Origin of the sequence: Pseudomonas sp. TH08 (genome assembly GCF_016651275.1) — a bacterium.
In the GTDB taxonomy this organism is placed as follows: domain Bacteria; phylum Pseudomonadota; class Gammaproteobacteria; order Pseudomonadales; family Pseudomonadaceae; genus Aquipseudomonas.
Genome location: NZ_JAEKEE010000002.1, coordinates 762,056 through 774,603 on the forward strand (window position 1 = coordinate 762,056; position 12,548 = coordinate 774,603).

Genomic DNA, 12,548 nt, shown 5'->3' on the forward strand with positions numbered 1-12,548 from the left:
GCAATGACGCACCTATAGATGAGCGGAGCCCTCCGATGTCCATCACCCCGCATTTTGGCACTCACTGGATCGAAGCGCTGATCAACGGTGACCTGCACCTGCATCAGTTGCCGGATAACCTCACGCAAAAAGAAGCCGCGCTGATCCGCCGCGAAGCGCTGCAACACATCAGCGGTATGTCCCTGGACACCATCGGCCGTTACACCTTCGATCCGCAACCGGCAAAGTGCGAAAACTTCATCGGTGCCATCCAGATACCGCTGGGCGTTGCCGGGCCGTTACTGATCAAGGGACAGGCCATCACGGCGCAGGAACCTCTGTATGCTCCCATGGCCACCAGCGAAGGCGCGCTGATTGCCAGCGTATCCCGTGGTTGCAGTGCAATTCACGCGGCCGGCGGCGCGCTGGTTCGGGTCGAAGACATCGGCATCACCCGGGCACCGGTGTTTCGCTCCACCGGTATCTTGCAGACTGAAACTTTCCTGGCCTGGATCAGCAGCCACTTTCAGCAGATCAAATTGCTCTGCGAACAGGACAGCAGCCATCTGCAACTGCAAGACATTGTGCCGGCGGTGGTCGGCACCTCGATCTACCTGCGCTTTCGCTTCCACAGCGGCGATGCCATGGGCATGAACATGGCGAGCATCGCCTGCGACCGGGCGATCACTCAACTGATCAGTCCAGAAACCGGTGTGCCGTGCATCAGCATCTCAGGCAATTACTGCACCGACAAAAAACCTTCGCGAGTGAACTTCCTCAACGGGCGCGGCAAGCGCATTCATGCCGAAGTCCATCTGAGCGCCGACATCCTGCGCGACATTCTCAAGACCGACGCCACCTCGTTATGCGAGGTGCAATACCGGAAAAATCTGCTGGGCTCGGCCATGGCTGGAACCATTGGCTGCAACGCCCACCACGCCAACATCCTCGCCGCTTTCTTCATCGCTACGGGTCAGGACGTCGCGCAAGTGGCTGAGAGTGCAATCGGCATCACTTGTATCGAAGCCTGCGAACATGGCGCGATTTACGCCTCGATTCTGTTGCCTGATACGCCACTGGGAACCGTCGGCGGAGGCACCGGCCTGAGCACCCAACGTGAAGCACTGGCGCTGATGGGCATCGTCCCCGGCACCCGCGCGCCGGGTGTTGACACCCGGCGTCTGGCGGAAATTCTCGGGGCCCTGGTGCTCGCCGGCGAACTGTCGATCATGGCCGCACAGGCCTCTCATCAACTGGTACAGGCGCACAAGCGCCTGGGCCGCTGAAACATGCGCGTGATCCACGCCAGGGCACCAGGAAAAATCATCCTGATGGGCGAACACGCCGCCCTTCACGGCTGCCCGATACTGGCCTGCTCGGTAGGGCTGTATTGTCAGGTATGGCTACAGCCGCGTCAGGACGGGCAGCTCAAACTGCAACTGCCCGACCTGGCACTCGAAGCCGTTTATCCACCGAGTTACCTGGCCGATTACGCGCGCGATGTTCGGCAAGCATGGGAGCTCTATTGCAACACCCCCAACCCACAGACCTTTGCTCGACTGCGGTGTGACGACCGCGATCATCTGGTCAAATGCGCCATCGGCGAAATCCTCCTGCATGTGCCCGCGCAGGACTGGCGCGGCTTCAGCCTGCGCGTCCAGTCGCAGATTCCGCTCGATGCCGGATTCGGCAGTTCCGGCGCCCTTGCGGTGACGCTGATGGCCGCGTTGTCACGGCTGTTCCGGCTGAACGCGGCGCACCATCCGCTGGAATCCCTGGCGATGCAGGTCGAACGCTACCAACACGGCCAGCCTTCGGGGATCGATCACAACACCAGTCTGCGCGGCTCGCTGGTCGAACGTCGGCGCGATCCCTATGGCGCATATCATTTCACCTCGTGGTCCGACACCAACCTGAACCTGCCACTAGCAGATCTGCGCATTTACCATACCGGCGGCGCCCGTGAGAGCACCGGCCAGATCATTGCCGCTACGCGCCATCGACTCGAAGGCAGCAACAATCCGCTTTTGGCCAGCCTGTGGCGCCATACCGAACGTTTTCGCGCCCTGTTGCAGCAATCGCCCCCGCCGCTCGACGGCTTGAAAACCGTGGTGCGGGCCTACGAAGCGGATCTGGAAAGCCTGGGCGTAGTGCCCGCCCCGATCATGGAGGCGATCCGAGCCATCGAAAAATCCGGCGGCGCAGCCAAGATCTGCGGCGCGGGTGGATTGTCCGGGGATCAGGCGGGCGCGCTGTTGGTGATTGACGCAGCAGACCTGCCAGAGCTGGCGCGCTATCAGCGAATCAACGCGGCACTGGCGGTGCCTGGGCTGGAGCTCAGCGAGTCATGAAGCGCATCAGTGTCTCGTCCCCCGCCAACATCGCGCTGATCAAGTACTGGGGCATGCGCGACGTACAAAACACGGAGCCCAACAATGCCTCCCTTTCAATGACCCTGAACCGCTGCGTCAGCCGCTGCACCCTGGCGACCCTGCAACGCGGTGTGAGCGATGAAATACTCTGGCAAGTCTCCAGCGGCGCATTGGTACCGGCTGACCCGACACTGCGCCAAGGTATCGAGCGCCATCTGCAAACGCTGCGGGAACACTTCGACCACTGGCAACCCTTGCGCATCGCCACGACCAACAGCTTCCCCACCGGCGCAGGCATCGCCTCCTCGGCGGCGGGGTTCAGTGCACTGACGGTAGCCTTCGCCGTGCACTGCGGGCACTCGCCGCAGCACCCCGACCTCAGTGATCTGGCACGTCGCTCCGGCTCCGGCTCGGCGGCACGCTCAGTGCTCGGCGGCTTCGTGCAATGGCCGTGCGATGCTCTGCTGCTGTCAGGCCCCGCGCGACAAATCGCCCCGGCCCACCATTGGCCGCTGCGCGACCTGATCGCCGTGGTCGACCCTCGCCCCAAAACTGTCAGCTCCCGCCAGGGCCACCTCGCCGCTGCAAGCAGCCCCTTCTATTCGACCCGTCTGGATCGGCTCCCGGAGCGCCTGGACAACCTGCGTCGGGCCATCCTCGAACGCGACTTCGACACCTTGGCCGATCTCGTCGAGCGCGAAGCCGTGGAACTGCACATGATCGCCATGACCTCGCAACCGCCAATTTTCTACTGGCAACCCGCGACCCTGGCGATCCTCGCACGGGTACGCCAACTGCGCAGCGAAGGCCTGGAGGTTTGCGCCACCATCGACGCCGGTCCCAACGTCCACGTACTGTGCACCGCGCAAGATAGCCCCGGAATATTCGCCGAACTACGCAAACTGCACGGCATCGAACGCTGGATCCTCGACCAAGCGGGCGACGGCCCGAGGCAATTGCATGAACATCTGTTTTGATGAAGACAGACTCTTGATAGGGGGCATTATTCGATTGCGTAGATACTGCCGGAATAAGCTTTAGCGGCGGTAAAAGAAAGGCAATGTCCCGTGAGGGGCATCGCCTTTCTTTGTACGTGCAATTTCTGAATACACCGGAGAAACCTGGGCCGCCGGATCCGGTTTTAGAATATTTCGTATGGCTTTTCAGAAACGCCCTACAGCGTACCTCAAACCCTTGTAATAGGATGTTCCGCTGACTACAAGGAGTGTCACGTATGGCTAACCATGGTTACATGACCATCACCGGCAAGGCTCAAGGATTGATTTCGGCGGGTTGTTCAACCCAGGATTCTATTGGCAACAAGTGTCAGTCCGGGCATACCGACGAAATTATGGTGCTGTCTTACTCCCATAACATGGTCAACATTGGAAATATCAATAAGCCAACACATAATCCAATTATCATCACCAAAAATGTTGATAAATCCTCGCCACTCCTCGCCCAAGCACTCTCAACTAGAGAAAAAATAGACTGCACAATTAGCTTTTATCGAGTCTCTCCTTCCGGCATGCAGGAAAGATTCTATTCAGTTTCGATCAATGGCGGGGTTATTGCTGACCTGACACTTGAAATGCCTCATTCCATTTTGCAGAACGATGCCGAACCGCAAGAACATATAGCCATCCGTTACCGAGATATAACTTGGACCCACCATGCTGCTGGCACTAGCGGATATGGCACATGGGGAAATAACGAATGAAACCACTGAGCGAGAGTTGCACGCCTGGTAGTTGTGACTACTGGATGGTCAGTGCCGCCGCTGGAAAACTTGGAAACCAAGCCAGCACATTAGGTGTTAGACACATCAAAGACGGCATGCTGCGCTTGCAGTTCAACCGCGAAATCGCCTATTACGCCAAAAGCATTGTAGATGACGTTGCTCAGGGCAAAAAAACTCCTGAACAGGGTTTTCAGGAACTGAAGAACGAACAAAGTAGTTTGCTTAGTCAGTCATGGGAAATAGCCAAAAAAGGTGCCGGCGCTATCGCGGGTGCAATGCAGGTTATAACGGGCGGGGGGATATGCTATGCCTCAGCAGGTACGCTGTGTCTCGTGGCTGGAGTGCCAATGATGGCCCATGGAGCAAATAACATTTATGAAAACGGACGCAATCTTCTAGAGGATCGAACTGATACAGAAGGTCCTGTCAGGAAGGGTTATCAAGCCATAGCAAAATCGGTGGGATATGAAGCGCGTGAAGGAAATTTAGCCTACAGTACCGCTGACTTAGGCCTGTCTGTCTATGGCCTGAGTCGATACATATTAAAGCCCGATGCCTGGCGCTTGTTTAGATATGTCAGAACAGACTATGTACGATCTTATAAAGGAATGGGCGTTAGCGCATGGGGGCTTGAAATACATACCGACTTCCAAACAGGAAAACAGATCTACCAAGAGAGCGCGAAATGATTGTGTGGTTTTTCCCTATCTTGGCCGTTTGTGGCGCTTTTTTCGCCTACCTTCTAAAAGTGCGCCTCTCGGGAAATAACTTAAATAGCATTAAGCTTTTTTCTGCCTAATATTCAATGGCTTATTTGTTGTGCCTTATATAGATATCATTGAAAACAATGATTTTCTGTTTTTAGGGCATAGACCAGAAATAATTGCAGAACATCCATTTATTGGCTGGATTGCGTTTTCTTGCATATTCATTCATTCATTTTCACTACCGGTTAAGCGGAAAGTTAAGTGGTTATTTTCACGAAAGTGAGCTCACACCAATTCAATACCCATAAACACTCTTTCAAAACTGCGTCCTGGTAATCCTCACAACCATCGCTTGAATTACGCACCGCCGCTCAGCGATCAGTTCGAACTTGACCGTCTGGCGGGCAAGTCCGTTGAGCTTGCCGTAAACCGCGTCCGGACGTGTACGCCAAAACTTGGTAACGCCAACGTCGGCCGGGCGTGGACAGAAGTGATAAACAACCCGAACACCCAATCGCTGTAGGCGTCGGTATCGGTCACGATTTGTGTTGGTGCAAATCGGCTTGCTGTGCCAGCACCACCGCGAGTAATACCATCTTGTGGGAAATGTGCTTGTCCTACAGACGCTGAAAATTGCGCGGAGTTTTCCGACAAGTCGCGTCGGTTGTGCCTCGGAAATTGGCTGGATAGGCTCGGGGGGTCGCTGCATATTCAGCGAACGGGCGTCGCGGCCCGAGTAGTTCATTCGATTTGATGCATAATCGCCGGCCCAAACCAGAGCGCTTCGGTGCTAGTAGTTTGGTTTGATGGTGGCTGTGCGCGGGATACCTTCGGGTATGCCGGGTTTCCGAATGACTCGGTCCGCGAACCTGCGTACAGCTGCCTCCTCTATCGCATCGCGGTGATCGAGACTGGCAGCTCCACTTCTCATTCGGAGTTTCACCATGATCAAACCAACACCCAATCCCCCCGAAACCGACGACACTTCCCCCTACCAATCTCCAGATTCGAAAAAATTTCACGAAGCCGCCGAGCGTGCGCTCGACCACTACCTGAAACCTTCCGCCATTACGCTGAAATCCCACAAACCCAGCACCATGTTCCAGGTCGTCAGCGACATGGATAACGAGAGCCTGCTGGCCCACGCCTGCGAATCACTGGCCTCGGCCAGCATCATGACCAGCGATATTGCCGCTTATGTGGATACGCCGCAGCGGCATACGATCCTGGCGATCCAGCAAATCATCATGCTGGCAGAGCTGGCGGTGAATCGCGTGCTGGATAACCTCGAAATTCCCCAGCCCCCAGCACACAGCTAACCCCTCGTGGGAGCGAGCCTGCTCGCGAAGGCGTCATCACATCCAACATTCATGTTACCTGACACACCGCTTTCGCGAGCAGGCTCGCTCCCACAGGTAATTTGAATGCTTTCAGTAAGAAAAATGGTCGGCTGTCAGGCCGCCTTCGCGTGCAGGCTAGCCCCCACAAAACAGCATCAGCAAGATCAAAAGATCGCAGCCTTCGGCAGCTCCTACAGGGAATGCGTACATCCGCCAAAGACTGGTCAGCTATCAGGCCGCCATCGCTGGCAAAACAGCTCCCACAAAAAATGAGCACACCCCCGCACGCGGCGCAGCCGCACCACTCGCAGGATGAGCGTTAGCTCGGCTGCAGCCCTTGATCTTGATCCAAGGGCGACGTCGGAAGGCTGAGTGGAGGGAATGATCCGGGGGTGGGAGCGCAGCGACCGTTTGGCGCAGCCAAACACATCGAGAGGAGGTGCAGCGCAGCAAACCGTAGGCGATGCCCCCCGGATCAATCCCGCAGCGAAGGAACCCCGAGCCCCAGCGAGCGGGCCGCACGCAGGAGCAAAGCCTTTTCGGTTACCTTTTCGGCGTTTGGAAAAGGTGACTCGCCGTAAGGGCGAAACCTTAATCCGCCATCACCAAAAAAACCGATATACACCCAAAACCCCAAGAGCATGGTCGGCCCAAAGGCCGCCAAGTCAAAAGCGTGACCCCTGTCAAAACCCTGAACATACAAGCAGAAACATCCCCTCCCATTGAAACCACCCAAAGCCTGCCCCATCTAAGATCCATACTCCATTGCGCAGGTGCCCCATGAGCGACCAGCAAGAATTCCCGGACAACCCAGACGACTACACCGAAGCCGAACACATCGAACACACCTCTTCAGGCAAAGGCCTCGCCCTGCCCGGCCAGAACCTGCCGGACAAGGTCTACATCATCCCGATCCACAACCGCCCGTTCTTCCCGGCTCAAGTCCTGCCGGTCATCGTCAACGAAGAACCCTGGGCCGAAACCCTCGATCTGGTGAGCAAATCCGACCACCACTCCCTGGCCCTGTTCTTCATGGACACGCCCCAGGAAGACCCGCGCCACTTCAATACCGGCGCACTCCCCGAATACGGCACGCTGGTCAAAGTCCATCACGCCAGCCGCGAAAACGGCAAACTCCAGTTCGTCGCCCAAGGCCTGAGCCGCGTCCGTATCAAGACTTGGCTGAAACACCACCGTCCACCGTATCTGGTGGAAGTCGAATACCCGCACCAGCCGACCGAGCCGACCGACGAGGTCAAGGCCTACGGCATGGCGCTGATCAATGCGATCAAGGAACTGCTGCCGCTCAACCCGCTGTACAGCGAAGAGCTGAAGAACTACCTCAACCGCTTCAGCCCCAACGATCCGTCACCGCTGACCGACTTCGCCGCCGCGCTCACCTCGGCCACCGGCCCCGAACTGCAAGAAGTGCTCGACTGCGTGCCGATGCTCAAGCGCATGGAAAAAGTCCTGCCGATGCTGCGCAAGGAAGTCGAAGTCGCGCGCCTGCAAAAAGAGATCTCGGCAGAAGTTAACCGCAAGATCGGCGAGCATCAGCGTGAGTTCTTCCTCAAAGAGCAACTCAAAGTCATCCAGCAGGAACTTGGCCTGACCAAGGACGACCGCAGCGCCGACCTCGAACAGTTCGAACAGCGCCTGGAAGGCAAAGTCCTGCCGGCGCAGGTGCAAAAGCGCCTTGAAGAAGAAATGAACAAACTGTCGATCCTCGAGACCGGCTCGCCGGAGTACGCGGTCACTCGTAACTATCTCGACTGGGCAACCTCGGTGCCGTGGGGCGTCTACGGCGAGGACAAACTCGACCTCAAGCACGCCCGCAAAATCCTCGACAAACACCACGCCGGCCTTGATGACATCAAGGATCGCATCCTCGAATTCCTCGCTGTCGGTGCCTATAAAGGCGAAATCAGCGGTTCCATCGTGCTGCTGGTCGGCCCACCGGGCGTGGGTAAAACCAGCGTTGGCAAATCCATCGCCGAATCCCTTGGCCGGCCGTTCTATCGCTTCAGCCTCGGCGGCATGCGTGACGAGGCCGAGATCAAGGGCCATCGTCGCACCTACATCGGCGCGCAGCCGGGCAAACTCGTCCAGGCGTTGAAAGACGTCGAAGTGATGAACCCGGTGATCATGCTCGACGAGATCGACAAGATGGGCCAAAGCTACCAGGGCGACCCGGCCTCGGCGCTGCTGGAAACCCTCGACCCGGAACAGAACGTCGAATTCCTCGACCACTACCTGGACCTGCGCATGGACTTGTCGAAAGTCCTGTTCGTCTGCACCGCCAACACCCTCGATTCGATCCCCGGCCCGTTGCTCGACCGCATGGAAGTGATTCGCCTGTCGGGCTACATCACTGAAGAAAAAGTCGCCATCGCCAAGCGTCACCTGTGGCCGAAACTGCTGGAGAAGGCTGGCGTGTCGAAGGGCAGCCTGAGCATCAACGACAGCGCGCTCAAGGCCTTGATCGACGGTTACGCCCGTGAAGCCGGGGTGCGTCAGTTGGAAAAACAACTGGGCAAACTGGTGCGCAAAGCGGTGATGAAGCTGATTGACGATCCGAAAGCGGTGATCAAGCTCGGGCCGAAAGACCTCGAAGCGTCACTGGGACATCCGGTGTTCCGCAACGAGCAAGTGTTGTCCGGCACCGGCGTCATCACCGGACTGGCCTGGACCAGCATGGGCGGCGCCACCTTGCCGATCGAAGCGACGCGGATTCACACGCTCAATCGCGGTTTCAAACTCACCGGGCAGCTGGGTGATGTGATGAAGGAATCGGCAGAGATCGCCTACAGCTACGTCAGCTCGCACCTCAAGCAATTCGGCGGCGATGCGAAGTTCTTCGACGAAGCCTTCGTCCACCTGCACGTCCCGGAAGGCGCCACACCGAAGGACGGCCCAAGCGCCGGCGTGACCATGGCCAGCGCCCTGCTCTCGCTCGCGCGTAATCAACCGCCGAAGAAAGGCGTGGCCATGACCGGCGAATTGACGCTGACCGGGCATGTACTGCCGATTGGCGGCGTGCGCGAGAAGGTGATTGCGGCAAGAAGACAGAAGATTTTCGAACTGATTTTGCCGGAGCCGAACCGGGGTAACTTCGAGGAACTGCCGGACTACTTGAAGGAAGGCATTACTGTGCACTTTGCGAAGAAATTTGCGGATGTGGCGAAGGTGCTCTTCTGATAGTTCTTTGGTGACATGACTACCGTTATCGCGAGCAGGCTCACTCCTACAGTGAGAGGTGGTGTTCACAAATCCTGTGTTCACCACAAACCCCTGTAGGAGTGAGCCTGCTCGCGATGGCGTCAGCCCGGACACCAACCCGCCCAGACTGTCACACTTTGTCTCATCTTCAGTTATGCTCGCCGTTCGTCGTGAACGCTCGGAGCTGCTGACCTTATGTCCCCCACTCGCCTGTTTGTCCCCCTCGCCCTTTCGTTGCTGGCCGCTTGCGCCACCCAACCGAAACAGAACGTGACCGTGGAAAAACAAAGCGAATGCCCCGTCCGCCTTACCAACGGCCAAAACCTCATCATCATGCTGCCAAGCAACCCAACCACCGGCTATCGCTGGGCCATTCAGGACTCGGCTGGCGGTGTATTGCGCGCACTCAGCCCCGAGGTTTACAGCAATCCGGAAGATGCCGGTGTGGTCGGCGCGGCCGGACTTTCCACCTGGCGCTTTCAAGCGTTCGCCCCCGGCACCGGGCGTCTGCGCCTGACCTCGCAACAGCCGTGGGCCCCGGAAGTGCTGCCGGTGGAAACCTTTGACTGCGCCATTTCGGTGAACTGATCGTGGGCTGGCTGATTCTGGCGCTGATGGGCGCGGTGACCTTTCTCTACGGTGTCAGCACCCATGCGGCGTTGCTGTGTCTGCTGGTCAAACCCCTGCCGGTGCTGGCGTTGCTCGGCTGGCTGCACGATGCGCCACCCAGCGACTATCGGCGCTGGATCAGCCTCGGTCTGATTTTCTCGCTGCTGGGTGATGTGTTGCTGGCATGGCCGGGGGATCTTTTTGTATTCGGGCTCGGCGCATTTCTGGTCGCGCATCTGGCTTATCTGAAGGCTTATCTGAGTGACTGCAAGCGTCTGGCGGTGTTGCCACTGGTGCTCGCGCTCGGTGTTGGCGCGGTGTTGCTTGGGCTGCTGATTTCCAGTGGTTTGGGACCGTTGCTGTTGCCGGTGATCGTCTACGGCACGGCAATCAGCGCGATGCTCTGGCGCGCCCTCGCTCGTCTCGGAACCGATGTGCCCAAGCGTTCGGCGCTGCTGGCGGCGGGCGGTGCGCTGGCGTTTGTGTTCTCGGACAGCGTGATTGGTATTGATCGCTTTGTATCGCCATTCCACGCCGCGCCGTACGTCATCATCCTCAGCTACTGGCTGGGCCAATGGGGCATCGCCGCCTCCGCGTTCTCCCAGAAACAATCCTGACCTTTGTGGTGAGGGGATTTATCCCCGTTCGGCTGCGCAGCAGTCGTAAAAACAATGCATACACTTTGCCTGACACACCCTGTCGGGCAATTTTGGGGCTGCTTCTCAGCCCAACGGGGATAAATCCCCTCGCCACGTCGGACAACCCAAGCATCCCCGCGCCCTTTTGGCTAAAATGCCGGCCTTTCCATTTACACCGCCGGAACCGCCGTGAGCAAAGAACCCGATCGCATTTTCGCCCAGCCTTTGGCCCAAGTGCCTGACTTCGCCTTCAACGAAGACGTAGTGCGGGTGTTCCCGGACATGATCAAGCGCTCGGTGCCGGGCTACCCGACCATCGTCGAGAACCTCGGCGTGCTCGCGGCGCAGTTCGCACAGCCGAACAGCGTGCTCTACGACCTCGGTTCATCCCTCGGCGCGGTGACTCAAGCGCTACGCCGACATGTCCGCACTGACGGTTGCCGGGTAATCGCTGTGGATAACTCGGCGGCGATGGTCGAACGCTGCCGCGAGTACCTCAACGGTCAGGACTCGATGTTCCAGGAGTTGCTGCCGGTCGAGGTGATCGAAGGCGACATTCTCGCCCTCGACTTCCTGCCTGCTTCGGTGGTGGCGCTGAACTTCACTCTGCAATTTATCGCCCCGGATCAGCGCACCGCGTTGCTCTCGCGCATTCGCCAGTCGCTGCTGCCGGGCGGCGCGCTGATTCTCTCGGAGAAGCTGCGTTTCAACGATGCCGAAGAGCATGCGTTGCTCACCGATCTGCACGTCGCCTTCAAACGTGCCAACGGCTACAGCGAACTGGAAATTGCCCAGAAGCGCAGCGCCATCGAAAACGTCATGAAGCCCGACAGCCTCGAAGAACACCGCGAACGCCTGTTGGCCGCCGGGTTCTCGAAAGTCGTGCCGTGGTTCCAGTGTCTTAACTTTGCCTCGTTGATTGCCTTGCCATGATTGATCTGTCCCCCCTCGCCCGCCGCCTGGCCGGTACACCGCTGGCCGAATGGGCCAACACCCTGCAAGCGCAACTCGACAAAAAGATGGAGAAAGGCCACGGCGACCTGGAGCGCTGGCAAAGTGCGTTGGACGCCTTGCCGAAGATTCAGCCGAGCGAGATTGATCTGCTCAACGGTTTGAAACTCGATACCGATTGCGACGATGAAACCCGCGCGCAGATGCGCACGGCGTTGATGGGCCTGTCGCCATGGCGCAAGGGGCCGTTTGATTTGTTTGGTGTGCACGTCGACACCGAATGGCGCTCGGACTGGAAATGGTCGCGCGTCGCCCCGCATCTGGATCTGAAGGGCAAACGCATTCTCGATGTCGGTTGCGGCAACGGCTATTACATGTGGCGCATGCTCGGCGCGGGCGCGAACAGTGTGATTGGTGTTGATCCGAACTGGCTGTTCTTCTGCCAGTTCCAGGCGGTGCAGCGTTATCTGTCCGAGCCGAATGCCTGGCACTTGCCGTTCCCGTTTGAAGACCTGCCGCCGAATCTGGAAGGTTTCGACACCGTGTTTTCGATGGGCGTGTTCTACCACCGTCGCTCGCCGATCGAGCACTTGCTGGCGCTGAAGGATTGCCTGGTCAAGGGCGGCGAACTGGTGCTGGAGACGTTGGTGATCGAAGGCGATCAGCAACAGGTCTTGGTGCCGGAAGATCGATACGCGCAGATGCGTAACGTGTGGTTCCTGCCGTCAGTGCCGGCGCTGGAATTGTGGCTGCGTCGCGCAGGCTTCACTGATGTGAAATGCGTCGATGTCAGCACGACAACGGTCGAGGAACAGCGCGGCACCGAATGGATGAAGTATCAGTCGCTGAGCGACTTCCTTGATCCCGAAGACCACAGCAAAACCATCGAAGGCCTGCCAGCGCCGATGCGGGCCGTGATCGTCGCCCGCAAATAACCCACTCTCCCGAACAACGGAGATCCCCCTGTGGGAGCGAGCCTGCTCGCGAAAGCG

The 12,548-nt window shown here is 58.2% G+C and carries 11 protein-coding genes and 1 pseudogene; 11 read left to right on the forward strand and 1 reads right to left on the reverse strand.

Translation table 11 applies throughout. The features are described from left to right. Window positions 1-35 precede the first annotated feature (35 nt). The 5 genes from JFT91_RS13085 (at window position 36) to JFT91_RS13105 (ending at window position 4,781) form a co-directional block, all read left to right on the forward strand. Window positions 36-1,265: a hydroxymethylglutaryl-CoA reductase gene (locus tag JFT91_RS13085; RefSeq protein WP_201232600.1), complete on the forward strand. Its 1,230-nt coding sequence runs from the start codon at window positions 36-38 to the stop codon at window positions 1,263-1,265. A gap of 45 nt (window positions 1,266-1,310) precedes the next feature. Next, entirely contained in the window at window positions 1,311-2,330 is a 1,020-nt protein-coding gene (locus JFT91_RS13090) for a mevalonate kinase family protein (protein WP_201232601.1), read from the forward strand. After that, entirely contained in the window at window positions 2,327-3,328 is a 1,002-nt protein-coding gene (gene mvaD, locus JFT91_RS13095; RefSeq protein ID WP_201232602.1) for a diphosphomevalonate decarboxylase, read from the forward strand. The genes JFT91_RS13090 and mvaD overlap by 4 nt, the downstream gene beginning before the upstream one ends. A gap of 257 nt (window positions 3,329-3,585) precedes the next feature. After that, on the forward strand, window positions 3,586-4,071 hold the full coding sequence (locus JFT91_RS13100) for an Hcp family type VI secretion system effector (RefSeq protein ID WP_201232603.1): 486 nt from the start codon (window positions 3,586-3,588) through the stop codon (window positions 4,069-4,071). After that, window positions 4,068-4,781: a DUF4225 domain-containing protein gene (locus tag JFT91_RS13105; RefSeq protein ID WP_242489265.1), complete on the forward strand. Its 714-nt coding sequence runs from the start codon at window positions 4,068-4,070 to the stop codon at window positions 4,779-4,781. The genes JFT91_RS13100 and JFT91_RS13105 overlap by 4 nt, the downstream gene beginning before the upstream one ends. 394 nt (window positions 4,782-5,175) lie before the next feature. Here JFT91_RS13105 and JFT91_RS13110 read toward each other — a convergent pair. Then, window positions 5,176-5,395, reverse strand: a pseudogene (locus tag JFT91_RS13110) (Tn3 family transposase); the annotation flags it as partial. A 348-nt stretch (window positions 5,396-5,743) separates the two neighbouring features. Here JFT91_RS13110 and JFT91_RS13115 point away from each other — a divergent pair. From JFT91_RS13115 to cmoB, 6 genes are all read left to right on the forward strand, one after another. Next, window positions 5,744-6,118, forward strand: a complete 375-nt coding sequence (locus tag JFT91_RS13115; RefSeq protein ID WP_201232604.1) for a DUF6124 family protein — start codon at window positions 5,744-5,746, stop codon at window positions 6,116-6,118. A gap of 801 nt (window positions 6,119-6,919) precedes the next feature. Then, window positions 6,920-9,337: an endopeptidase La gene (gene lon / locus JFT91_RS13120; protein WP_201232605.1), complete on the forward strand. Its 2,418-nt coding sequence runs from the start codon at window positions 6,920-6,922 to the stop codon at window positions 9,335-9,337. Between the two features lie 216 nt (window positions 9,338-9,553). After that, window positions 9,554-9,946, forward strand: a complete 393-nt coding sequence (locus JFT91_RS13125; RefSeq protein ID WP_201228377.1) for a protease inhibitor I42 family protein — start codon at window positions 9,554-9,556, stop codon at window positions 9,944-9,946. A gap of 2 nt (window positions 9,947-9,948) precedes the next feature. Continuing rightward, a complete protein-coding gene (locus tag JFT91_RS13130) occupies window positions 9,949-10,584 on the forward strand; it encodes a lysoplasmalogenase family protein (RefSeq protein WP_201232606.1) in 636 nt (211 codons plus the stop codon). A 210-nt stretch (window positions 10,585-10,794) separates the two neighbouring features. Then, window positions 10,795-11,538 carry a carboxy-S-adenosyl-L-methionine synthase CmoA gene (gene cmoA, locus JFT91_RS13135; protein WP_201228379.1) on the forward strand — a complete coding sequence of 248 codons (744 nt, stop codon included), beginning with the start codon at window positions 10,795-10,797 and terminating at the stop codon, window positions 11,536-11,538. Continuing rightward, window positions 11,535-12,491, forward strand: a complete 957-nt coding sequence (cmoB, locus tag JFT91_RS13140; protein WP_201228380.1) for a tRNA 5-methoxyuridine(34)/uridine 5-oxyacetic acid(34) synthase CmoB — start codon at window positions 11,535-11,537, stop codon at window positions 12,489-12,491. Before cmoA ends, cmoB begins: the two co-directional genes overlap by 4 nt. Window positions 12,492-12,548: the final 57 nt, after the last annotated feature.

What these genes read in the sequence shown, in the direction of transcription:
- JFT91_RS13105 (WP_242489265.1), top strand. Translation starts at nt 4,068, where the DNA reads ATGAAACCACTGAGCGAGAGTTGCACGCCTGGTAGTTGTGACTACTGG.
- JFT91_RS13125 (WP_201228377.1), top strand. Translation starts at nt 9,554, where the DNA reads ATGTCCCCCACTCGCCTGTTTGTCCCCCTCGCCCTTTCGTTGCTGGCC.
- JFT91_RS13085 (WP_201232600.1), top strand. Translation starts at nt 36, where the DNA reads ATGTCCATCACCCCGCATTTTGGCACTCACTGGATCGAAGCGCTGATC.
- cmoB (WP_201228380.1), top strand. Translation starts at nt 11,535, where the DNA reads ATGATTGATCTGTCCCCCCTCGCCCGCCGCCTGGCCGGTACACCGCTG.
- JFT91_RS13115 (WP_201232604.1), top strand. Translation starts at nt 5,744, where the DNA reads ATGATCAAACCAACACCCAATCCCCCCGAAACCGACGACACTTCCCCC.
- JFT91_RS13090 (WP_201232601.1), top strand. Translation starts at nt 1,311, where the DNA reads ATGGGCGAACACGCCGCCCTTCACGGCTGCCCGATACTGGCCTGCTCG.
- JFT91_RS13100 (WP_201232603.1), top strand. Translation starts at nt 3,586, where the DNA reads ATGGCTAACCATGGTTACATGACCATCACCGGCAAGGCTCAAGGATTG.
- mvaD (WP_201232602.1), top strand. Translation starts at nt 2,327, where the DNA reads ATGAAGCGCATCAGTGTCTCGTCCCCCGCCAACATCGCGCTGATCAAG.
- lon (WP_201232605.1), top strand. Translation starts at nt 6,920, where the DNA reads ATGAGCGACCAGCAAGAATTCCCGGACAACCCAGACGACTACACCGAA.